The sequence below is a fragment of the Variovorax sp. ISS6 genome (assembly GCF_056523145.1).
On the sequence record NZ_JAWRZC010000001.1, the window covers coordinates 1424501 to 1446364 of the forward strand.

23 protein-coding genes are annotated in these 21864 nt (G+C 71.8%); 9 read left to right on the top strand and 14 right to left on the bottom strand.

Annotation, left to right across the window (positions count from 1 at the left end; genetic code table 11):
* Positions 1 to 70 precede the first annotated feature (70 nt).
* From AC1HIL_RS06645 to AC1HIL_RS06670, 6 genes are all read left to right on the top strand, one after another.
* Positions 71 to 1234, top strand: a complete 1164-nt coding sequence (locus tag AC1HIL_RS06645) for a Gfo/Idh/MocA family protein (RefSeq protein WP_057593970.1) — start codon at positions 71 to 73, stop codon at positions 1232 to 1234.
* A gap of 49 nt (positions 1235 to 1283) precedes the next feature.
* Entirely contained in the window at positions 1284 to 1994 is a 711-nt protein-coding gene (locus AC1HIL_RS06650) for a phosphatase PAP2 family protein (protein WP_479671417.1), read from the top strand.
* A gap of 88 nt (positions 1995 to 2082) precedes the next feature.
* Positions 2083 to 2628 carry a DUF3617 domain-containing protein gene (locus tag AC1HIL_RS06655; protein WP_479671418.1) on the top strand — a complete coding sequence of 182 codons (546 nt, stop codon included), beginning with the start codon at positions 2083 to 2085 and terminating at the stop codon, positions 2626 to 2628.
* A gap of 98 nt (positions 2629 to 2726) precedes the next feature.
* The gene (locus AC1HIL_RS06660; protein ID WP_479671419.1) at positions 2727 to 3773 is read left to right on the top strand and encodes a ligase-associated DNA damage response exonuclease; all 1047 of its coding nucleotides are present in this window, start codon (positions 2727 to 2729) and stop codon (positions 3771 to 3773) included.
* The gene (locus AC1HIL_RS06665) at positions 3770 to 5425 is read left to right on the top strand and encodes an ATP-dependent DNA ligase (protein WP_479671420.1); all 1656 of its coding nucleotides are present in this window, start codon (positions 3770 to 3772) and stop codon (positions 5423 to 5425) included. Before AC1HIL_RS06660 ends, AC1HIL_RS06665 begins: the two co-directional genes overlap by 4 nt.
* The gene (locus AC1HIL_RS06670; protein WP_479671421.1) at positions 5422 to 8025 is read left to right on the top strand and encodes a ligase-associated DNA damage response DEXH box helicase; all 2604 of its coding nucleotides are present in this window, start codon (positions 5422 to 5424) and stop codon (positions 8023 to 8025) included. The genes AC1HIL_RS06665 and AC1HIL_RS06670 overlap by 4 nt, the downstream gene beginning before the upstream one ends.
* Before the next feature lie 4 nt (positions 8026 to 8029).
* On the opposite strand, the gene trxC is transcribed toward AC1HIL_RS06670, so the two are convergent.
* A complete protein-coding gene (trxC, locus tag AC1HIL_RS06675) occupies positions 8030 to 8479 on the bottom strand; it encodes a thioredoxin TrxC (RefSeq protein WP_057593964.1) in 450 nt (149 codons plus the stop codon).
* Positions 8480 to 8556: 77 nt separating this feature from the next.
* Here trxC and pdeM point away from each other — a divergent pair, with 77 nt between their 5' ends.
* Positions 8557 to 9252 carry a ligase-associated DNA damage response endonuclease PdeM gene (gene pdeM / locus AC1HIL_RS06680; protein WP_479671422.1) on the top strand — a complete coding sequence of 232 codons (696 nt, stop codon included), beginning with the start codon at positions 8557 to 8559 and terminating at the stop codon, positions 9250 to 9252.
* Between the two features lie 9 nt (positions 9253 to 9261).
* On the opposite strand, the gene AC1HIL_RS06685 is transcribed toward pdeM, so the two are convergent.
* The 3 genes from AC1HIL_RS06685 to AC1HIL_RS06695 are packed head-to-tail and all read right to left on the bottom strand — an operon-like array spanning position 9262 to position 11321.
* Positions 9262 to 9780: a TPM domain-containing protein gene (locus tag AC1HIL_RS06685; RefSeq protein ID WP_172705455.1), complete on the bottom strand. Its 519-nt coding sequence runs from the start codon at positions 9778 to 9780 to the stop codon at positions 9262 to 9264.
* A 2-nt stretch (positions 9781 to 9782) separates the two neighbouring features.
* A complete protein-coding gene (locus AC1HIL_RS06690; RefSeq protein ID WP_479671423.1) occupies positions 9783 to 10706 on the bottom strand; it encodes a TPM domain-containing protein in 924 nt (307 codons plus the stop codon).
* Between the two features lie 15 nt (positions 10707 to 10721).
* Positions 10722 to 11321, bottom strand: a complete 600-nt coding sequence (locus AC1HIL_RS06695; protein WP_395349219.1) for a LemA family protein — start codon at positions 11319 to 11321, stop codon at positions 10722 to 10724.
* 47 nt (positions 11322 to 11368) lie between these two features.
* Between AC1HIL_RS06695 and AC1HIL_RS06700 the strand changes: the two genes are divergently transcribed.
* Positions 11369 to 12142 (top strand): hypothetical protein, encoded by a 774-nt coding sequence (locus tag AC1HIL_RS06700; RefSeq protein WP_479671424.1) that lies wholly within the window; start codon positions 11369 to 11371, stop codon positions 12140 to 12142.
* 4 nt (positions 12143 to 12146) lie between these two features.
* Here AC1HIL_RS06700 and AC1HIL_RS06705 read toward each other — a convergent pair whose 3' ends face one another.
* The 7 genes from AC1HIL_RS06705 to AC1HIL_RS06735 form a co-directional block, all read right to left on the bottom strand.
* Positions 12147 to 12821 carry a cysteine hydrolase family protein gene (locus tag AC1HIL_RS06705; RefSeq protein WP_208511295.1) on the bottom strand — a complete coding sequence of 225 codons (675 nt, stop codon included), beginning with the start codon at positions 12819 to 12821 and terminating at the stop codon, positions 12147 to 12149.
* Positions 12822 to 12823: 2 nt separating this feature from the next.
* Positions 12824 to 13756, bottom strand: coding sequence for an ABC transporter permease (locus AC1HIL_RS06710; RefSeq protein ID WP_479671425.1), 933 nt, complete (start codon positions 13754 to 13756; stop codon positions 12824 to 12826).
* Complete coding sequence (locus AC1HIL_RS06715; RefSeq protein ID WP_479671426.1) at positions 13753 to 14886, bottom strand: ABC transporter permease; 1134 nt, start codon at positions 14884 to 14886, stop codon at positions 13753 to 13755. Before AC1HIL_RS06715 ends, AC1HIL_RS06710 begins: the two co-directional genes overlap by 4 nt.
* Positions 14879 to 16405, bottom strand: a complete 1527-nt coding sequence (locus tag AC1HIL_RS06720; protein ID WP_479671427.1) for an ABC transporter ATP-binding protein — start codon at positions 16403 to 16405, stop codon at positions 14879 to 14881. Before AC1HIL_RS06720 ends, AC1HIL_RS06715 begins: the two co-directional genes overlap by 8 nt.
* Before the next feature lie 21 nt (positions 16406 to 16426).
* Positions 16427 to 17524 (bottom strand): BMP family ABC transporter substrate-binding protein, encoded by a 1098-nt coding sequence (locus AC1HIL_RS06725; RefSeq protein WP_479671428.1) that lies wholly within the window; start codon positions 17522 to 17524, stop codon positions 16427 to 16429.
* An 83-nt stretch (positions 17525 to 17607) separates the two neighbouring features.
* Positions 17608 to 17994, bottom strand: coding sequence for a VOC family protein (locus AC1HIL_RS06730; RefSeq protein WP_479671429.1), 387 nt, complete (start codon positions 17992 to 17994; stop codon positions 17608 to 17610).
* 5 nt (positions 17995 to 17999) lie between these two features.
* Positions 18000 to 19001, bottom strand: coding sequence for an isopenicillin N synthase family dioxygenase (locus tag AC1HIL_RS06735; protein WP_479671430.1), 1002 nt, complete (start codon positions 18999 to 19001; stop codon positions 18000 to 18002).
* Between the two features lie 207 nt (positions 19002 to 19208).
* Between AC1HIL_RS06735 and rutR the strand changes: the two genes are divergently transcribed.
* Entirely contained in the window at positions 19209 to 19904 is a 696-nt protein-coding gene (gene rutR / locus AC1HIL_RS06740; RefSeq protein WP_093350367.1) for an HTH-type transcriptional regulator RutR, read from the top strand.
* A gap of 10 nt (positions 19905 to 19914) precedes the next feature.
* On the opposite strand, the gene rutF is transcribed toward rutR, so the two are convergent.
* From rutF to rutD, 3 genes are read right to left on the bottom strand one after another with little or no spacing between them, the layout of a single operon-like run.
* Positions 19915 to 20439 (bottom strand): NADH-dependent FMN reductase RutF, encoded by a 525-nt coding sequence (gene rutF, locus AC1HIL_RS06745; protein WP_281081036.1) that lies wholly within the window; start codon positions 20437 to 20439, stop codon positions 19915 to 19917.
* A gap of 23 nt (positions 20440 to 20462) precedes the next feature.
* On the bottom strand, positions 20463 to 21059 hold the full coding sequence (locus tag AC1HIL_RS06750; protein WP_479671431.1) for a malonic semialdehyde reductase: 597 nt from the start codon (positions 21057 to 21059) through the stop codon (positions 20463 to 20465).
* Positions 21056 to 21862, bottom strand: a complete 807-nt coding sequence (rutD, locus tag AC1HIL_RS06755) for a pyrimidine utilization protein D (RefSeq protein WP_479671432.1) — start codon at positions 21860 to 21862, stop codon at positions 21056 to 21058. The genes AC1HIL_RS06750 and rutD overlap by 4 nt, the downstream gene beginning before the upstream one ends.
* Positions 21863 to 21864: the final 2 nt, after the last annotated feature.

Consider the following 21864-nt stretch of genomic DNA (forward strand, 5'->3'; position numbering starts at 1 on the left):
CCGGCCGATCGCTTCGCTCCCTCTCCCCGCGGGGAGGGGGAACCCCGTCTCTGGAACCTCAAGGAGTTGGATGACCGACACCCCCCATCGCAAGCTGCGCTACGCCATGGTCGGCGGCGGCCGCGATGCCTTCATCGGCGGCGTGCACCGCAAGGCGATCGCGCTCGACGGCCAGATCGAACTCGTGGCCGGCGCGCTGTCCTCCGATCCCGCCAAGGCGCGCGCCTCGGGCGCCGACCTCGGCCTGGCCGACGCGCGCAACCATGGCGACTGGCAGGCCCTGCTGGCCGATGAACTGAAGCGGCCCGCCGGCGAGCGCATCGACTTCGTCTCGATCGTCACGCCCAACCACGTGCACTACCCGGTGGCGCGGGCCTTCGTCGAGGCCGGCTTCCACGTGGTGTGCGACAAGCCGCTGGTCCACACGCGCGAGCAGGCCGATGCACTGGTCGCCAGCGTGGCGGCACAGGGCACGGTCTTCGGCGTCACCTACAACTACACCGGCTACCCCATGGTGCGGCAGGCCCGCGCGATGATCCGCGCGGGCGAGCTCGGCACGCTGCGCAAGGTGGTCGTGGAATACAACCAGGGCTGGCTCGCGAGCCAGCTCGAGGGCACCGGCAACAAGCAGGCCGACTGGCGCACCGACCCCGCGCGCAGCGGCGCGGCCGGCGCCATCGGCGACATCGGCTCGCATGCGGAGAACCTCGTCGCCACGCTGACCGGCCTCGAGATCGAGAGCCTGTGCGCCGACCTCACGGCGCACGTGGCCGGTCGCCAGCTCGACGACGACGGCAGCCTGCTGCTGCGCTACCAGGGCGGCGCGCGCGGCGTGCTCATCGCCTCGCAGATCAGCACCGGCCTCGAGAACGACCTGCGCGTGCGCATCGCGGGCACCCTGGGCACGCTCGAGTGGCACCAGGAACAGCCGAGCCGGCTGCTGCACCTGCCGCACGACGGGCCGCTGCGCGTGCTCACGCGCGGCGCCCCCTGGCTGCACGAATCGGCGCGCCGCGCGAGCCGCCTGCCCGCGGGCCATCCCGAGGGCTTCATCGAGGCCTTCGCCAACGTCTACGCGGGCGTCGCCGCCGACATCCGCGCGCGCCTCGAAGGCCGGCGCGCCGACCCGCTCGACGCCGACTATCCGCGCGTGGAGGATGGGGCGCGCGGCGTGCGCTTCATCGAACGCACGGTGGCCTCGGCGCGAAGCGATTTAAAGTGGACGCCCTGGTGATGCCGCGGCCCCGCACCCGCGGGGCCCGCGCGCATCGCCTCCGGCGCCCATGACCTCCTTCCCCGACTCCAAGCCCGTCGCCACGCCAACGCCCTGGGCCCGCGCCCTGGGCCGCCGCGCGCTCGCGCTGTGGCCGCTCAAGCTGATCGGCAACACCCTCGCCACCATCGGCTTCTTCCCGCTGTACTTCTGGGTCATGCGGCATTCGGGCGAGGCCTGGGTGCTGCCGCTCACGCCGATCGACCGGCTCGTCGCCTTCTGGCCCGCGCTGCTGCCGGTGTACCTGTCGCTGTGGCTCTACATCGCGCTGCCGGTGCTGTTCTCGCGCGACCGGCGCGAGCTCACGGTGTTCTCGCTCGCCTGCGCGCTGATGACGACCATCGCGCTCGTCGTGTTCTGGTGCCTGCCGACCGCGATCCCCAACTTCACCATCGACACCAGTCCCGGCACCACGCTGCACTTCCTCAAGACCAAGGACTCGGCGGGCAATGCCTTTCCCTCGCTGCATGTCTCGTTCTCGGTGTTCGCCTGCGTGGTGCTCGCGCGCCAGCTGCGCAGCGTGGGCGCGCCCGCCTGGCTGCGCGGCCTCAACCTCGCGTGGGCCGCGGGCATCGTCTACTCGACCATGGCGGTGCGCCAGCACGTGCTGATCGACGTGGGCGGCGGCTTCGTGCTGGGCATGGTGTTCGGGCTGGCCACGCGCGTGCGCGCGGCGGCGAGCGGCACGAGCGGCATCGCCGGGGCCGGCCGCGCGGCGTAGACCGATCGCGGTATTCCGCGCCGCGGGGGCGCCCTGTACAAACCGGGGCATCGTCGAGCCTTCGACACGCCGCGCCCGGAGCCGCCCCATGAAGACCCTTCCCCTCGTCCTGGCCTTCCTCGCCGCCTGCGCCGCGGTGCTGCCCTGCGCCGTGCTCGCCGGGCCCGCGGTGGCGATCGACTATCCCGCGCGCAAGCCCGGCCTGTGGGAGATGCGCAGCGACGACGGCAGCGGCGCGAAGGAGGGCAGCCACACCATGCAGCAGTGCATCGACGCGGCCACCGACAAGGCCCTACGCGAGATGGGCCAGGGCATGGGCCGCAGCCTGTGCTCGAAGCAGGACCTGCGCGCCGAGGGCGGCAAGCTGGTGATCGACTCGGTCTGCAAGATCGGCAGCACCACCGCCACCTCGCGCGCCGTGATGAGCGGCGACTTCGGCTCGGCCTACCGCGTGGAAAGCAGGTCGACCTACAGCCCGCCGCTGATGGGCCGCAGCGAAGGCATGGCCGTCGTCGAGGCGAAATGGGTCGGCCCCTGCAAGGCCGGCCAGAAGCCCGGCGACATGGTGATGGCCAACGGCATGAAGATGAACGTGCTCGAGATGACGGCCGCGCGCCGCGGCAAGCAACCCTGAGCACCCGGGACAGGCGCGCCGGGTAGGCGCCGGCCCACGGCGCCTCGCGGCATCCGGGCCAAGGCGCCGCGGGCCGCGAGCGCCTACGATGGCATGCCATGCCCGCGCAGGAAGAAGATCTCGTCGTCGCGCGCCCCGAGGGCCTGTACTGCCCGCCGGGCGATTTCTACATCGACCCCTGGCGGCCGGTCGCGCGCGCCGTCATCACGCACGCGCACTCCGACCATGCGCGCACCGGCCACGGCCACTACCTCGCCCACACCGACAGCGCCGGCACCTTGCGCGCGCGCCTGGGCGCCGACATCCCGCTGCAGACGCTGCCCTACGGCGAGGCGATCGAGCACCGCGGCGTGCGCGTGTCGCTGCATCCGGCCGGCCACGTGCTGGGCTCGGCGCAGGTGCGGCTCGAACATGGCGGCCGCGTCTGGGTGGCCTCGGGCGACTACAAGACCGAGCCCGGCGGCACCTGCGCGCCCTTCGAGCCGGTGCCCTGCGACACCTTCATCACCGAGTCCACCTTCGGCCTGCCGATCTATCGCTGGCCCTCGCAGGCGCAGCTCATCGCGGAGATCGACGCCTGGTGGCGCGCCAATGCCGAGGCCGGCCGCGCCTCGGTGCTGTTCTGCTATGCCTTCGGCAAGGCGCAGCGCATCCTGCATGGCGTCGACGCCTCGATCGGGCCGATCGTCGTGCACGGCGCGGTCGAGCCGCTCAATGCGGTCTACCGCGCCGCGGGCGTGGCGCTGCCAGCCACCTTGCGCGTCACCGACCCCGGCGTCGACGCGGCGCTGCTGAAGCGCGCGCTGGTGCTGGCGCCGCCCTCGGCGCAGGGCACGCCGTGGATGAAGCGCTTCGGCGCCTATGCCGATGCCTTCGCGAGCGGCTGGATGCAGTTGCGCGGCACGCGGCGCCGGCGCGGCGTCGATCGCGGCTTCGTGATGTCGGACCATGCGGACTGGCCCGGGCTGCAGCAGGCGATCGCGGGCACGGGCGCCGAGCGCGTGTTCGTCACCCATGGCAGCGTGCAGGTGATGGTGCGCTGGCTGTCGGAGAACGGCCTCGACGCGCAGGGCTTCAAGACCGAGTACGGCGACGAGGACGACCAGGAAGCACCGCCGCCCGCCGGGGAGGCGGCGCCGGCATGAAGGACTTCGCCGCGCTCTACCGCGAGCTCGATGCCAGCACCTCGAGCCTCGCCAAGCAGGCCGCATTGCAGCGCTACCTGCGCGCGGCCGATCCGGCCGATGCCGCCTGGGCCGTCTACTTCCTCGCGGGCGGCAAGCCGCGCCAGCTGGTGCCGACCAAGCTGCTGCGCCTGCTCGCGCAGGAGGCCGCGGGCCTGCCCGAGTGGCTGTTCGACGAGAGCTACGAGGCCGTCGGCGACCTCGCCGAAACCATCGCGCTGCTGCTGCCGCCGCCGAGCGAAACGCACGAGCTCGGTCTCGCGGCCTGGGTCGAGCAGCACCTCCTGCCGCTGCGCGAGGCCGCGAAGGCGGCGCCCGAGGAACTGGCCGAGCGGCTGCGCGCGCAGTGGCGACGGCTCGCGGCCGAGGAGCGGCTGGTCTACTTCAAGCTCATCACCGGCGCCTTCCGCGTCGGCGTGTCGAAGCTGCAGGTCACGCAGGCGCTCGCGGCCGTGGGCGGCATCGATGCCAAGCGCGTCGCGCAGCGGCTCATGGGCTACACCCACATCGGCGCGCGGCCGCGGGCCGACGATTACGGCACGCTGATCGCGCCCGAATCGGACGCCGAGCAGGTGCGGAAGACCAGCGGGCAGCCCTATCCCTTCTTCCTCGCGCATCCGTTCAACCTGCCGCTCGAGCAGTTCGACGCGGCGCTGGGGCCGCCTTCGGACTGGATCGTCGAGTGGAAATGGGACGGCATCCGCGCGCAGCTCGTGAAGCGCGCGGGCGTAGCGTGGCTGTGGTCGCGCGGCGAGGAACTGGTGACCGAGCGCTTCCCCGAACTCGCGGCGCTCGGCGAGGCGCTGCCCGACGGCACGGTGGTCGACGGCGAGATCGCCGTGTGGCGCGACGGCCGGGTGCAGCCCTTCGCCGAACTGCAGAAGCGCATCGGCCGCAAGACGCTGGGGCCGAAGCTGCTGCGCGAGATCCCGGTGGTGCTGCTGGCCTACGACCTGCTCGAGTGGGAGGGCCGCGACCTGCGCGCGCTGCCGCAGGCCGAGCGCCGCGTGCTGCTCGACGAGCTGGTCGCGCGCCTCGCGCATCCGCTGCTGCTGCCGAGCCCGATGCTGGACGGCGCCGACTGGGCCGATCTCGCGCGCCAGCGCGAGGCGGCGCGCAGCATGGGCGTCGAAGGGATGATGCTCAAGCGCCGCAGCGCGCAGTACGGCGTGGGCCGCACCAAGGACGTGGGCGTGTGGTGGAAGTGGAAGATCGATCCGCTGAGCATCGACGCGGTGCTGGTCTATGCGCAGCGCGGCCATGGCCGCCGCGCCAGCCTCTACAGCGACTACACCTTCGCCGTGTGGGGCGGCCCGCCCGAACAGGCCGAGCGCAAGCTCGTGCCCTTCGCCAAGGCCTACTCGGGCCTCACCGATGCCGAGATGGCGCGCGTCGACGCGGTCATCCGCAAGACCACCATCGAGAGCTTCGGGCCGGTGAAGAGCGTCAAGCCCACGCTGGTGTTCGAGCTGGGCTTCGAGGGCATCGCACGCAGTGCGCGCCACAAGAGCGGCATCGCGGTGCGCTTTCCGCGCATGCTGCGCTGGCGCGAGGACAAACCGGTGCAAGAGGCCGACACGCTGCAGACGCTGGCCGCGCTGCTGCCGTCATGAGCAAGGCGGTCAAGGCGGCGCTCGACGCCTGGTTCGACGCGCGCGGCTGGAAGCCCTTCAAGTTCCAGCGCGAGGTGTGGAAGGCCGTGGCGCAGGGCCGCTCGGGCCTGCTGCATGCGACCACCGGCGCGGGCAAGACCTACGCCGTGTGGCTCGGCGCGCTGCTGGCCCATGCGCAGGCCGCGCGGCCGCGCAAGGAAGGCGCGCGGCCGGCGCCGGCGCCGCCGCTCACCGTGCTGTGGCTCACGCCGATGCGCGCGCTCGCGGCCGACACCCTGCGCGCGCTCCAGCAGCCGCTGGAGGCGCTCGGCGCCGGGGTGCAGCCCTGGAGCGCGGGCGCGCGCAGCGGCGACACCTCCTCGGCCGAGCGCAGCGCGCAGAACACGCGCCTGCCCACGGTGCTGGTCACCACGCCCGAGAGCCTGTCGCTGCTGCTCGCGCGCGCCGATGCCGGCGAGGTGCTGGGCCAGGTGAGGATGGTGGTGGTCGACGAGTGGCACGAGCTGCTCGGCAACAAGCGCGGCGTGCAGGTGCAGCTCGCGCTCGCGCGGCTTCGGCGCTGGAACGCGGGGCTCGCGGTCTGGGGCATGTCGGCCACGCTCGGCAACCTGCACGAGGCGATGCACGCGCTGCTGGGCCACGGCGACGGCGTGCTGGTGCAGGGCCAGGTGCCGAAGAAGCTGGTCATCGATTCGCTGCTGCCGGGCCGCGCCGAGCGCTTTCCCTGGGGCGGCCACCTGGGCCTCACGATGCTGCCGCAGGTGCTCGAGGAGATCGCGGCCAGCAGCACCACGCTGGTCTTCACCAACACGCGCTCGCAGTCGGAGATCTGGTACCAGGCGATGCTCGAGGCGCGGCCCGAATGGGCCGGCACCATCGCGCTGCACCACGGCTCGCTCGACCGCGAGGTGCGCGAATGGGTCGAGCTGGGCCTGAAGAGCGGCGAGCTCAAGGCGGTGGTCTGCACCTCGAGCCTGGACCTCGGCGTCGACTTCCTGCCGGTGGAGCGCGTGCTGCAGATCGGCTCGCCCAAGGGCGTGGCGCGGCTGCTGCAGCGCGCGGGCCGCTCGGGCCATGCGCCGGGCCGGCCCTCGCGCATCACGCTCGTGCCCACGCACAGCATCGAGATGGTCGAGGGCGCGGCGGCGCGCGCCGCCATCGCCGAGGGCCACATCGAGGCGCGCCATTCGCCCGACCAGCCGCTCGACGTGCTGGTGCAGCACCTCGTGACCGTGGCGCTCGGCGGCGGCTTCGTGCCCGACGATCTCTACGAGGAGGTGCGCGGCACCGCCGCCTATGCCGGGCTCACGCGCGAGCACTGGGCCTGGTGCCTGGACTTCGTCTCCCAGGGCGGCGCCTCGCTCGCGGCCTATCCCGACTACAGGCGCGTGGTGCCCGATGCGCAAGGCGTGTGGCGCGTGCCCGATGCGCGGCTCGCGCGGCGCCACCGCATGAACATCGGCACCATCGTGAGCGACGCGAGCATGGCGGTGCAGTACCTCGGCGGCGCGAAGATCGGCAGCGTGGAGGAGGGCTTCGTCGCGCGCATGAAGCCCGGCGACTGCTTCCTGTTCGGCGGCCGGCTGCTCGAGCTGGTGCGCATCCACGACATGACGGCCTGGGTGCGGCGCGCCAGCGGCCAGCGGCCCGCGGTGCCGCGCTGGAATGGCGGGCGCATGCCGCTGTCGAACACGCTGGCCGACGCGGTGGTGCAGCAGCTCGCGCTGGCCGACCAGGGCCTGTGGGAGTCGCCCGAGCTGCGCTGCGTGCGGCCGCTGCTCGAGCTGCAGCAGCAGTGGTCGGCATTGCCCACGCCGCGAACGCTGCTGGCCGAGACGCTGAAGACGCGCGAGGGCTGGCACCTGTTCCTCTATCCCTTCGCGGGCCGCCACGTGCACCTGGGGCTCGCGAGCCTGCTGGCCTGGCGCGTGGCGCAGCACGAGGCGCGCACCTTCTCGATCGCGGTCAACGACTACGGCTTCGAGCTGCTGAGCGCGAGCGAGGTCGACTGGCCCGCGCGGCTGCCCGAGGTGCTCGGCATGCCGGCGGGCGACGCGGCACAGGCGCACGAGGCGCTGCTGCACGAGGTGCTGGCCTCGCTCAACGCGGGAGAGCTCGCGCAGCGGCGCTTTCGCGAGATCGCGCGCGTGTCGGGGCTGATCTTCCAGGGCTATCCGGGCGAGAAGCGCAGCAGCCGGCAACTGCAGGCCTCGTCCTCGCTGTTCTGGGAGGTGTTCCGCAAGTACGACCCCGACAACGCGCTGCTCGCGCAGGCCGAGCGCGAGCTGCTGTCGCAGGAGCTCGAGATCGGCCGCCTCGCCGCCAGCCTCGCGCGCATGGGAACGCAGCAGCTGGTGCTGCGCGCGCTCGAGCGGCCGACGCCGTTCTCGTTTCCGCTGATGGTCGAGCTGTTCCGCGAGAAGCTGTCGAACGAGAACGTGGCCGACCGCATCGCGCGCATGGTCGAGCAGCTCGAGAAGGCGGCCGGCGGTGTCGTGACCGCGGGCGGCGCGGAGCGGGTGCGCGGCTCGCTGGCCTTCGGGCAGGAGGGCGCCGCCCGGCCGCCGGCGCCGCGGCGCGAACGCCGGCGGCGGCCTTGACGCTTCAGCCGGCGCCGTGGGCCCTGGCCCAGCGCACGATGTCGGCCGCGCCCATCGCGCCGGCCTGGCGCGCGACCTCGCGGCCGCCCTTGAACAGCGCGAGGGTCGGGATGCTGCGGATGTTGAAGCGCGCGGCCAGCGCGGGCACGGCCTCGGTGTCGACCTTGGCGACGCGCACGCGCGGCTCGAGCTGCGCCGCGGCCTGCTCGTAGGCCGGTGCCATCTGGCGGCAGGGGCCGCACCACGGGGCCCAGAAATCGACCAGCACCGGGATCTCGTTGCGCGCGATGTGGCGGTCGAAGCTCGCCACGTCGGGCAGCGCGGCCGAATGGGCGCCGAACAGCGGCTTGTGGCAGTTGCCGCAGTCGGGCGCGCTGGCCAGTTGGGCCTCGCGCACCCGGTTGGTGGTGTGGCAGTGCGGGCAGACGATGTGCAGCGTGGGCGATTCGGTCATCCGGCAAAGCTAGGGGCAGGGCGGGCGAATTGCAAGTCGGACGCGGCCGCACGGTGCTTTTGCGACACTGGCCGGCGATGCGTTCCCTTCCGTCTTCTTCCACCTCCACGCCGCTGCCGCTCCAATGGGCGGGCGAAACGGTGCAACTGCTGCCCGAGCGCGCGCTCTGGTGGCCGGCCGGGCGGGCGCTGTTCGTCGCCGACCTGCACCTGGGCAAGGCCGCCACCTTCCGCGCGCTGGGCCTGCCGGTGCCGGGCGGCACCACGCTCGAGAACCTCGCGCGGCTCGATGTGCTGATCGCGCGCCATGCGCCCGAGCGCCTGGTGTTCCTCGGCGACTTCCTGCATGCGGCGCCCGCGCGCGCGGTGCTGCCCGTGGTGCGGGAATGGCGCGAGCAGTATGCGGCGCTCGCGATGACGCTGGTGCGCGGCAACCACGACAGCCGCGCGGGCGATCCGCCGCCCGCGCTCGGCATCGAGGTGGTCGACGAGCCCTGGCTGCTCGGTCCGTTCGCCTGCTGCCACCATCCGCAGGCGCATGCCACGCACTTCGTGCTCGCGGGCCATCTGCATCCGGCGCGCCGGCTGCACGGGCCGGGGCGCGACAGCGTGCGGCTGCCGTGCTTCGTGCACGAGGAAGGACAAGGACAAGGTCAGGCCGTGCTGCCCGCCTTCGGCGAGTTCACGGGCGGCTGGACCATGGAGTCGGCGCCGGGGCGGCGCTTCTATGCGGTGGGTGGATCGACCGTGTGGGCGTTGCCCGAGGTCGATTGACGAACCGGTTCAGAGCACAACGGGTTCGTCGGGCAGCTCGTTGCGGTCGGGCTCGTCGTCGCGCAGCGGGAAGTGCTCGACCAGCAGCGCCGACATCTCCTCGAGCGCCTGCGTGAGCCCGTCCTCGAAGCGGCCCTCGCGAAAGGCCGCGCCCATGCGCTGCGCCATCGCGCGCCAGTCGTCGTCGCTCACCCGTGCATCGATGCCGCGGTCGGCCACGATCTCGATCGCGTGCTCGGCCAGCAGCAGGTAGATCAGCACGCCGTTGTTGTGCTCGGTGTCCCACACGCGCAGCTTGCCGAACAGCGTGACCGCGCGCTGCCGTGCCGGCGCCTCGCGGCGCAGGTAGGACATCGGCAGGCCGGCCTCGATGCAGATGCGGATCTCGCCGCTGTGGCGCCGCTCGCTCGCGCCCACGCGCGCGGCCAGCCGCGCGAGCGCGTCGGCCGGCAGCACGCGGCGCACCGCGGCCTCGTCGATCCAGCGATGGCGCCACATGCGGCCAAGCTTGGAGAAAAGGGTTGCCATGCTCACCAGTCTCCCGAGGCGCCGCCGCCGCCGAAATTGCCGCCGCCGCCCGAGCTGAAGCCGCCGCCTCCGCCGCCACTGCGGCCGCCACCGCTCCAGCCGCCACCTCCGCCGCCGCTCCAGCCACCGCCGCCACCCCCGCTGCTCCAGCCGCCACCGCCGAAGCGCGCGAGGCCCGAGGCCAGCGAGACCACGAGCGCGACCATGCCCGCGAGCACCGCGATCACGAGGCTGGTGGTGAGGAAGAACGCGACCACGCCGATGCCGCCGCCCATGACCACCGAGCCCAGGGTCTTGCCGAGGATCGCGCGCACGATCGGCGCGCCGATGAAGACGCCCACGAACAGGAAGATCGCGAGGTTCTCCCAGTCGAAGCCCTGGCTGCCGCGATCGCCGCCGTCGCGCGCGGGCTCGGGCAGCGGCTCGCCGTCGACCAGGCCGATCAGCCGGTCGACCGCCGCGTTGATGCCGCCCGCGAAGTCGCCGTTGCGAAAGCGCGGCTTCATCTCCTCGTCGACGATGCGTGCCGCCGCGAGGTCGGGCACCGCGCCCTCGAGCGCCTTGGCGGGGGCGATGCGCATCCGGCGGTCGTCCTTGGCGACGATCACGAGCAGGCCGTCGCCCACGCCCTTGCGGCCGATCTTCCAGGCATCGCCCACGCGCTGGGTGTAGCTCTCGATGTCCTCGGGCTGCGTGGTCGGCACCATCAGCACCGCGATCTGCGAACCCTTGCGCTGCTCGAAGGCCGCGAGCTTGGTCTCGAGGCCGGCGCGCTGCGCGGCGTCGAGCGTGCCGGTCTGGTCGATCACGCGCGCCGTGAGCGCGGGCACCGGCAGCGGGGCCTGCGCGAAGGCCGGCAGCGCGGCCCAGCCGAGCGCCACGGCGAGGAACGCGGCCAGCAGGCGGCGGATCAGGGCTGCGGCCATCGGCGCAGCTTTGCCTTACTTCTTCGGCGCGCCGAAGTCGACCGTCGGCGGCACCGAGATCTGGGCTTCGTTCTGCACCGAGAAGTTGGGCTTGGGCGCGTAGCCGAAGACCTTGGCCGTGAGGTTGGTCGGGAAGCTGCGCGCGAGCACGTTGTACTCCTGCACGCTCTCGATGTAGCGGTTGCGCGCCACGGTGATGCGGTTCTCGGTGCCCTCGAGCGTCACGCGCAGGTCGCGGAACGCCTGGTTGGCCTTGAGGTCGGGGTAGCGCTCCGACACCACCATCAGCCGCGACAGCGCCGAGGAGAGCTCGCCCTGCGCCTGCTGGAACTTGTTGAAGGCCTCGGGGTTGTTGAGCGTCTCGGGCGTGACCTGGATCGAGGTCGCCTTGGCGCGCGCCTCGATCACCTTGGTCAGCGTGTCCTGCTCGAAGGCGGCTTCGCCCTTCACGGTGGCGACGATGTTGGGCACGAGGTCGGCGCGCCGCTGGTACTGGTTGAGCACCTCGCTCCAGGCCGACTTGCTGGCCTCGTCGAGCGACTGGAACTGGTTGTAGCCGCATCCGCTGAGGGACAGGACCGCCGCGAGGATCAGGAGCCAGCGCTTCATCATCATTTGCATTACCTCCACAGAATGGGGCCGAAGTTAGCATAGGTGCTGCTATGTCCCTCGATCCGCTCCAAGCCCTGCGTGGCGCGAACCGCCCGGCGGTGCCCGTCCCCAACGCCTCCGCCGCCTTCGGCACGCTGCTCATTGCCGGTGCCACCGGCGCGCTGGGCCAGGACCTGCTGCACCGGCTCGCGGGCAGCCACCGCCACGCCCATGTGCGCGTGCTGGTGAGCGAGCCCATGCACGACGGGCTGCCCGGCGTCGAGTCCTGCCTGTGCCCGCCGCGGCCGATTGCGCAATGGCCGCCGACCTCGGCCCGGGCCGCGATCGTGGCCTTCGACGCGCCGCGCCTGTACCACGGCCGCGAGCGCGCGCTGTGGCTGCCCGACCCCGAGCAGCTGCCGGCGCTCGCGCGCTGGCTGCGCGGCTGCGGCGTGCAGACGCTCGTCATCGTGCAGCCGCACGACCAGGGCCGCCTGCCCGAGGCGCTCAAGCGCGGCCTCGCGAACCTCGACGAGCAGGCCGTGGTGGCCTGCGGCTTCGAGCGCCTGCTGATCCTGCGCTCGGCGCGCAAGCCGGCCGCGGCGCAGCGCGCGAGCCGCCCCGAGCGGCTGGCGGCCTGGATGCTCGGAACGCTGAGCTACATGGTGCCCAGCAGCGAGCAGCCGGTGCGGCCGTCGAAGCTGGCCGAGCTGGTCGACCTCGCGCTGCGCATCGCGCCGCCGGGCGTGCACATCGCGGCGCCCGAGGTGGTGTGGCGCGCGGCGCAGCCCGGGGCGATGCAGGCGGTGGCGCGCGAGTGGCTCGGCGCGCCGGCTGACGCGTAGCCGCTCAGCCGCGCCACTGGCGCAGCAGCTCCCGCGATTCCATCACCAGCCCGAGGTGCAGCGAGACCATCGCGAGCGCCGCGCTCTCGAGCCGCGTGTCGGTGCCGCGCACCAGGTCGCGCAGCACGATCACGCGGTAGTTGTGGTTGTTGGCGTCGAAGGCGGTGTTGAGCACGCAGCAGTCGGTGAAGCCGCCGTCGAGCACGACGGTCTCGATGCGCTGGTTGCGCAGCAGGAAGTCGAGGTCGGTGGGATAGAAGGCCGAGAGGCGCCGCTTGCTGTCCACGCGCAGGTCGCCGGGTTCCACGCGCGTGACCCACTCGGTCCATTTCGAGCCCTCGAGGGCATGCGCATCGGCGTTCGGGATCTCGCCCACGTGCAACGGGAAGGTGCGCCGCCAGGCGGCCGGAATGCCGCGCAGGTCGTCGCTGCCGTCGGGCCGCAGCACCGACTTCACGTGCACGATGCGCACGCCGAGCGCGCGCGCTTCGTCGTGGAAGCCGTCGATCGGCGCCACCACCTCGCGGGCGCGCGGCGCCGGGCAGGGGCAGGCGGGATCGTCGTCGAGGTGGCCGCGGTGCATGTCGATGGAGACCACCGCGGTGGTTTTCGGATCGAGGTAGTCGGCGAAGCGCGCCGCCTCGAGGTCGCGCGGTTCGTCGTAGACCCAGGCCTTCAGCGTCATCTTCTTTCCTCCCGCACATAGGCCTGGCCGAGGGCGCCGGGCTCCTCGTCGGCGCCGCGCCGCGACAGCGCCACCCAGACCATCACGCCGAGCGTCACCGCGTATGGCGTCATCATCACGAAGTACTGCGGCAACTGCACGCCGGCCGCGGCCAGCTGCGGGATCAGCGCCTCGATGCAGCCGAACAGCAGCGCGCCCACCAGCGCCTTCCACGGCGACCAGCGCGCGAAGATCACCAGGCCCACCGCGATCCAGCCGCGCCCGCCGGTCATGCCCGCGATCCATAGCTTGGTGCTGACCACCGAGATGTAGGCGCCCGCCAGGCCCACCAGCGCCGAGCCCGCGAGCACCGCCGCGAAGCGCCAGGCCGGCACGCGGATGCCGGCCGCGTCGGCCGCCTGCGGGTTCTCGCCCACGGCGCGCAGCCGCAGGCCGGTGGCGGTGCGCGCGAAGAACCAGGCCACCGCGCCGAACAGCGGCAGCGTGAGCCACACCATCGCGTTCTGCTCGAACAGCCGGCCCACGCCCGGCAGCAGCGACAGCGGCCACAGCCCCATCGCGCCGATGCCCTCGGTGGCATGGTTGGTCCAACCGGCCAGGCTGCCGACCAGCGCCGTGAGCCCCTGGCAGAAGAACACCAGCGCCAGCCCCGCGATCACTTGGTTCACGCGCAGCCAGATCACCATGACCGCGAACAGCACCGACACCGTGGCCGCCGCCAGCATCGCGAGCGCCAGCGACACTGCGGGCTGGCCGATCGCGATCTGCGCGCCGATGCCGGCCAGCGCGCCCACCAGCATCAGCCCCTCGGCGCCGAGCGAGAGCACGCCCGCGCGTTCGCTGAGGATCAGGCCGAGCGCGGCCAGCGCATAGGGCACCGCGAAGTCGGGCGTGCTCGCGAGCCAGTTGAGGATCACGCCGCCGTTCATGGCGCGGTCTCCGTGCCCACGCGGCGCAGCCGGTGGCGGATGAAGAAGTCGCTCGAGGCGACGCACACCACGATGATGGCCTGGATCAGCTGCACCATCGAGAACGGCACCTGGTAGAACACCTGCAGGCTGCGCCCGGTGACGAACAGCGCCGCCACCAGCAGCGCCACCACCGTGGCCGCGAGCGGGTTGTTGCGCGCGAGGAAGGCGATCAGGATGCCCGAGAAGCCGTAGCCCTGGTAGAAGGCCTGCGTGAGCCGGCCCTCCTGGCCCGCGGCGACCGCGAAGCCCGCGAGCCCGGCCATCGCGCCCGACAGCAGCACCGCGCCGTAGATCGTGCGCCGCACCGGCACGCCGTTGGCATGCGCCACGCGCGGGTTGGCATCGACGAAGCGCAGGTACAGGCCCGCGCGGCTCACGCCCACCAGCCACCAGGCCAGCAGCGCGACGATGCCCGCGAGCAGGATCGCGCTGCCGATGCCGGCCCCGAGTTCGGGCAGCCGCTCGAAGGCGCGGAACTGCGGCGAGTAGGGGAAGCTGTCCTTCGGATCCTTCCAGGCGCCGTAGACCAGGTGCAGCAGGAAGTTGGCAGCCATGTAGTTGAGCATCAGCGTAGAGATGATCTCGTTCACGCCCAGCCTGAGCTTGAGCCAGGCGGGGCCGAGCACCCACAACAGGCCGCAGCCGATGGCGGCCGCGAACATCAGCGGCAGGCGCAGCGGCTCGGGGCCGAGCTGCCAGATCGAGACGGCGGTCGCGCCGATGGCGCCCCAGATCATCTGGCCCTCGAGCCCGAGGTTCCAGAAGCGCGCGCGAAAGGCCATCGAGCCCGCGAGGCCGACCAGGATCATCGGCGCGGCCTGGAACAGCACGGCGCGGAAGTTCTGGCCGTCGAGGAAGGTCTGGGTCACGAACTCGTTGGCGAGCTCGTCGGCCGGCACGCCCGCGGCCACGAGGATCGCGGCCGAGATCGCGAAGCCCGCGATCAGCGCGGCCGCGAGGATCAGCGCCTGCCAGCGCCAGGCCATGTGCTGGCGGATCTCGAGCGCGTAGCGGCGGCGTGCCGGCGGCTGCACGCGGCGCGGTGCCGAGCCGCGCGCGGTGTCGGGGGCGAGCGCGGCTTCAGCCATGGTCCACCATCGCCTGTCCGATGGCCTGGCGGTCGGCCGGCTGCGCGAACTCGCCCGCGATGCGGCCGCGCGTCATCACGCCCACGCGGTCGGCCAGCTGCAACACCTCGTCGAGGTCCTCGCTGATCAGCAGCACCGCGGCACCGCCGTCGCGCGCGGCGCGCAGCCGCGCATGCACCTCGGCGCTGGCGCGCACGTCGAGCCCGCGGCTCGGGCTGTGCGCGAGCACCAGCGTGGGCGACTTGCCGAACTCGCGCGCCAGCACCAGCTTCTGCGCATTGCCGCCCGACAGCAGCGCCGCCTTCTGCGCCACCGAGCGCACGCCCTGCACGTCGAAGGCGCGCACCGCTTCCTGCGTGTCGGCCTGGATGCGGCCGCGCCGCAGCCGCCATACCGGGCCGTAGCGGCCCGTGTGCACGCGGCCGATGGCGTAGTTCTCGGCCACCGACAGCCCGCTCGCGAGCGCGAGCCCGTAGCGGTCGGCCGGGATCGCCGCGATGCCGAGCCCGCGGCGCGCCGCGGCGGCCATCGCCTTCAGGTCACCATGGCCCTCGAGCCGGATCTCGCCCTCGACGGCCTCGCCCGGCAGGCCGAGGATCGCGCCGGCCAGCTCGCCCTGGCCGTTGCCGCCGACGCCGGCCAGGCCGTAGATCTCGCCCGCGTGCAGCGCGAGGTCGACGCCGTCGAGCACGCGGCGTCCCTCGGGCGAGGCAGGGGTGCGCAGGCCGCGCACCGACAGGCGCACCGCGCCGCGCGCCGAGGGCGCGGGCCGGAAGGCCGAGGCCGCGACCGCCTCGCCCACCGTGAGCTTCACGAGCTCGGCGACCGACGCGTCCTGCGGGCGCAGCGTGGCCACGGTACGGCCGCCGCGCATCACAGTCACGCGGTCGGCATAGGTCTTCACGTCGGCCATCTTGTGCGTGACCAGCACCACCGCGGCGCCGCCGCGCGCGAGCCCTTGCACGGTCTGCAGCAGTCGCGCGGCCTCCTGGTCGGTCAGCACGGCGGTGGGCTCGTCGAGGATCAGGATGCGCGCGCCCGCGAGCAGCACCTTGAGGATCTCCACGCGCTGCTGCTCGGCGATCGAGAGCGTGTCGACGCGGCGCATTGGGTCGATGTCGAAGCCCAGCGCCGAGGCCTTGTTGCGGATGTCGCGCGCGATGTCGCGCAGCTGCTCGCCATGGCTTCGGAATTCGGCCGAAGGCGGCGCGGTCAGCAGGATGTTCTGCGCCACGGTGAAGGGCCGCACCAGCTTGAAATGCTGGTGGACCATGCCGATGCCCTGGCGCGCCGCATCGCGCGGGCCCGCGAAGCGCACCGCGTTGTCGTCGACCAGCAACTGGCCCGCCTCGGGCGCATAGAGGCCGGCCGCGATGTTCATCAGCGAGGACTTGCCCGCGCCGTTCTCGCCGAGCAGCGCATGCACCTCGCCCCAGCGCGCGGCGAAGTGCGCGTCGGTCAGCGCCGCGAAGCCGTCGAAGGATTTGCGGATGCCGGTGAGTTCGAGCGCGTTGGGCATGGGGGCGGAATTCCTCGCGGCCTACTTCTGCGTGACCACGCCCTTGACGAACCAGTCCATCTTCCAGAGGTCGGCATCGGACAGCACGGCGCCCTTGGCCACGCGCTCCTTGCCGTCGCGGTCGGCCAGCGGGCCGGCGTAGATCTGCTTGCCCTTCATGAGCGCGTCGCGCTCGGCCGTGATCAGCGCGGCCTTGTCCTTGGGCACGGCCGGGCCGAAGCCCGCGATGTCGGTGCCGCCGTCCTTCATCGAAATGAAGGCGCCGTACTCGGCGGGCTTCCAATTGCCGGCCATGATCTTCTTGAGCTCGGGCGTCAGGAAGCGGTCCCACACCCAGACCGAGGAGCACAGCGTGGCCTTGGGCGCGAACTGGCGCAGGTCGCGGTGGTGGCCGGTGCCGTAGACGCCGCGTTCCTGCGCGACGATCTGCGGCGTGGGGCTGTCGACGTGCTGGCCGATCACGTCGGCACCCTGGTCGATCAGCGCGGCGGCGGCCGCGCGTTCCTTCACGGGGTCGTTCCACGCGCCGGTGTAGATCACGTTGACGGTGGCGTTGGGGTTCATCTTCTGCGCGCCGAGCGCGAAGGCGTTGATGGTCCAGTTCACCACGCCGAAGGGATTGGCCGCGACGAAGCCCAGCTTGCCGCTCTTGGAGGCCGCGCCCGCGGCCATGCCGCACAGGTACTGGCTCTCGTAGGTGCGGCCGTAGAAGGATTCGAGGTTGCGGCCGTTGGTGGTGCCCGAGCCATTGAGGAAGGCGACGTCGGGGTACTTGGCGGCCAGGTCCTTGAAGCTGTCGGAATAGCCGAAGGCCGTGCCGATGACGATGTTGGCACCGCGCTGGATGAACTTCTCGGCCGCGGGCTTGATGGCCGAGGCGTCCTCGGGCACGTTCTCGACGAACTGGATCTTCTGGCCGAGTTCCTTCTCGATCTTCACGCGCGCCTCGTCGAAGGCCTGGGTCCAGCCGCCGTCGTTCTTCGGGCCGAAGTAGAGCATCGCGATCTTGGGCTTGTCCTTGAGCGTGAAGCCGTCGGCGGCGGCCGCGGGCAGCGCCGCGAGGGACGCCGCGCCCGCCGCGAAGGCCAGGGCGAGGCAGGAAACGGGAGTGCGCGACATGGAGCAACCTTTCGAGAGAGGCATGGCGGAAGGGGCCGGAAAGAAGAAGGAGAGCGAGCAGGCGCGAGGAGGCCGCGGGCGCGTCACAGCATGAAGTTGATGCGGAACACGTTGCCCTCGGGATCGAGCAGCACCGACTGGTACCAGTCGTAGTAGGTGCGGTAGGGCGGCTTGACGAGCGTGGCGCCGGCCTCGAGCGCGATCGGCACCATCCGGTCGACCTCGTCCTGGCTGTCGACGTCGATGTTGAGCAGGAACTTCACGCCGCGCGTGTCGGAGAACTCGGCGAGCTGCAGCAGTTCGTAGGCATCGAGCGCGTTGAAGCCCAGGCTCGACTTGCCGGTGTCGAGGCCGCGGAAGATCGGCGAGCGGATCGCCTCGATCTCGGGGAAGCCGAACACGCGCTGGTAGAAGCCGCTGAGCGCGACCACGTCCTTCGCGAAGACGTTGACGTAGGACAGGTGAGCCATGTTCGCTACGCCGTCACCTTGGTGCCGCCGAAGGTCGTCTGCTTGACGAACTTCGAGGTCAGGTGGTCGCCCGAGGAGATCGGCGCGTACTTCGGCTGTTCGCCGGGCGCGAGGCAGCTCGGCAGGCACTCGACCATCGCGTCGTAGTTGGGCTGGTGGAAGAACACCAGCGACTGCCGGCGGTTGGTGCTCGCCACCTCGAAGGGCGGGTTGATCACGCGGTGCAGCGTCGACACCCACTGGTCGTTGGTCCACTGCATCATCAGGTCGGCGATGTTGACGACCAGTCCACCCTCGACCTGCGGCACGTCGACCCACTGGCCGGCCTTGTTGAACACCTGCAGGCCCTTGTCGTCAGGCAGCACGATCGTGAGGCTGCCGTAGTCGCTGTGCGCGCCCGCGCGCAGCTGGCCCGGCAGCGGCTGCTCGCGCTGCGGCGGATAGCTCAGCACGCGGAACATGCTGATGTGGCGGTCGATCTTGTCGTCGAAGAAGCGCTCGGGCAGCGCGAGGCCGAGCGCGAACACGCGCATCAGCGAACGCGAGAGATCGCTCATCGCCTCGAAGTAACCCTCGTAGGCTTCGCGGAAGCCCTCGATCGGCGGCCAGCTGTTGGGCTCGAAGTGCGGGCCGGCCGCGGGACCGCGGTGGTAGTTGTCGTCGGGCACGTTCGAGGGGCCGATCGAGAACGACTCCTTGAGGTCGCCCGGTGCCGCTTCCTCGAGGCTGTACGAGAGGCCTTCCTCGCCGACCGCGCTGTAGCCGCGCACCGCGTCCTCGCGCGGGCGGTCGACCTTGCGCTTCTCGGCCAGGGGCAGCTCGAAGAAGCGCCGCGACAGCGAGGCCACGCGCGCGATCAGCTCGGGTGCGATGCCGTGGTTGGTGATCACGAGGAAGCCGATGCTGCGGCAGGCTTCGTCGACTTTGTGCGCGACCTCGGCCTTGCCTTCGGCGGTGCCGGCGAAGTACGGTGCGAGATCGATGATGGGAACGGACAGCAGGGTCATGGCGAATGGCTCCATGGGCTTGGCATGCCTTTCGCCATGCAACGTCTGTGCCAGTTGGACCAAATGGACAAATCGCTTTCGTCGCGTCAGCATGGTGCGCCGCGAGGCCCTAGCGAACACCGGCGCGGCGCAGTGCGATGCATCGCGGCCTTACAGTGGTGCGCGTTCCGAACCAACGACCGACGAAGACAGAAAGAGCGAGGGAAGATGCCGAAGACCAAGGCGCTGGCCGCGGCCAGCCACAGCGAGAAGCCGAGCCGCAAGCCCGCCGTGCGCAGCGCGTCGGCGGTGAACCGGCGGCTGCGCCAGATCGAGAACAAGCGCAGCGCGATCCTGGGCGCGGCGCTCGGGCTGTTCTCGCGCTTCGGGCTGCATGGCACCTCGATCGACCAGGTGGCCGCGCGCGCCGACGTGTCGAAGAGCAACCTGCTCTACTACTTCGCGAACAAGGAGGAGCTCTACGTCAACGTGCTGCGCGACCTGCTCGCGCTGTGGCTCGAGCCGCTGCGCGGCTTCAGCGCCGAGCAGGATCCGCGCGAGGCGATCGGCGACTACATCCGCCGCAAGCTCGTGATCTCGCGCGACCGGCCCGATGCCTCGCGCCTGTTCTGCCTCGAGATGATCCAGGGCGCGCCGCTGCTGCGCGACGAACTCGATCGCGAGCTGCGCACGCTGGTAGAGAAGAAATCCGAAGTGATCCGCGCCTGGGTCGAAGCTGGCAAGCTCGCGCCGGTCGATCCGCCGCACCTGATTTTCGCGCTGTGGGCGATCACGCAGCACTACGCCGACTTCGGCGTGCAGGTGCAGGCGCTGTCGGGTCACACGCTGGAAGACGAGGGCTTCTTCGAGCGCACCGTGGAGAACGTGCAGCGCATCGTGCTGCAGGGCATCGAGCCGCGTTGAGTTCGCGGCTTCAGTGCGGCGGCGCCGCGATCTCGTGATAACGCCGATCGAAGTAGATCAGCCCCTGCGCCGCGCCACCGATGGCGATGGCCACGGCTTCGCAGAACAGCACGTCGTGCGTGCCCGCGCTGGTGGCGTGCATCACGCGGCAGTCGAAGGAGACGGCCGCGTCCTCGAGCATCGGAGAGCCGGTGGCATCGCGGCGCCAGCGGCCGGCGGCGAAGCGCTCGTCCATCGGCGTGCGGCCGCCGAACAGCGCGGACAGCGACTGGTGGCCCGCGGCGAGCACGTTCACGCACAGCACGCCATTGGCCTTGAAGGCCGGGTACACCGAGGCCGAGCGGTTCAGGCACACGAGCAGGGTCGGCGGCTCGTCGGTCACGCTGCAGACGGCCGAGGCCGTGAAGCCGGCGCGGCCCGCGGGACCGTCGGTGGTGATGATGTTGACGGCCGCGCCCAGTCGCGCCATTGCGTTGCGATAGTCGCTTTTCTGCAGACCGGGCGGCAACCCGGCGGGCGTCGGAATGGAGGCCATGGCGTGTTGCATGCCGAGGGCTTTCAGGCCAGCACGCAGGCCTCGTCGAAGCCCAGGCGCGGCAGGCGCCCGAACAGCTTCGACGCGTCGCCGTGGCCGAGGTTGATGAGGAAGTTGACGGTCCAGTCGCTGCCCTCGAAGAAGGCGGCGTCGACCTTGGCCTTGTCGAAGCCCGACATCGGGCCCGCGTCGAGCCCGAGCGCGCGCGCCGCCAGCAGCAGGTAGCCGGCCTGCAGGCTGGCGTTGCGGAAAGCCGTCTCGTGCGCGGCCTCGGGGCTGCCGGTGAACCAGCTGCGCGCATCGGCATGCGGGAACAGCGTGGGCAGCCGGTCGTAGAACCTGCGGTCCCAGGCGGCGATGACGGTGACGGGCGCGCTCATCGTCTTCTCGAGGTTGCCCTTGGACAGCGCGGGCGCGAGCCGGGCCTTGCCCTCGGGCGTGCGCACGAACACGAAGCGCGCGGGCGAGCAGTTGGCCGAGGTCGGCCCGAGGCTGGCGAGCGCGTGCAGCTGGCGCAGCTGCGCGTCGGAAACCGGTTCGGCGGTCCAGCCGTTGTGGCTGCGCGCGGCGGTGAAGAGCAGCGCGAGCGCCGCGTCGTCGAGCGAAGAGGAAGTGGTCATGCGATGGCTGCGGGTGCGGCGACCCGCGAGAGGAAATCGAGCAGGCCGCGGTTGAAGGCCTCGGCCTGGGTCACGCTGTGGGCATGGCCGCCGTGCGCGACGAAGTCGAGCGTGACGTCGCGCAGGCCGTCGGCGAGATGCTGCGAGCAGGTCCAGGGCACGAGCACGTCGTCCTTGGCGGCCGCGATCAGCGCGGGCGCGGCGATCTCGCCGAGGCGCGCGGCCACGTCGAAGGCGCGCAGCGCGCCGATGCGCGCGCGCATGTTGGCCTCGCCCGGAAAGTGCGCGAAGGCATGGTCTACCTCGTCGGCCACGCGCTGCGCATGCTCGGCGGCCCAGGCCGCGGGGTACAGGAAGATCGGCTGCGCCTCGACGTAGGCGCGCGCACCGCAGGCACCGAGCAGCGCGAGCCGTGCATCGAAGCAGCGCGCCGAATGCGGATTGGGTCGGGCCCACGCGTTGACGAGCACCAGGCTCGCGATGCGCGCGGGTGCGTCGAGCGCGAGCTGCAGGCCCACGAGGCCGCCGAGCGCGTGGCCCGCGAAATGGCACTGCGCGGTGTGGGTGGCATCGAGGATCTCGAGCACGTCGCGCGCCATGTCGGCGATCGCATAGGCCTCGGGCAGCGCGGCGGGGCTGCGACCGGTGCCGCGTTGGTCGTAGGCGATGACGCGGTGGCCCGCGGCGACCAGCGCGCCGAGCTGCGGCTGCCAGAAGCCGGCCGAGCCGCCGAGGCCCGACGACAGCAGCACGGTGGCCGCGGCATCCGAAGGGCCATGCACCTCGTAGTGCAGGGTGCTCATCG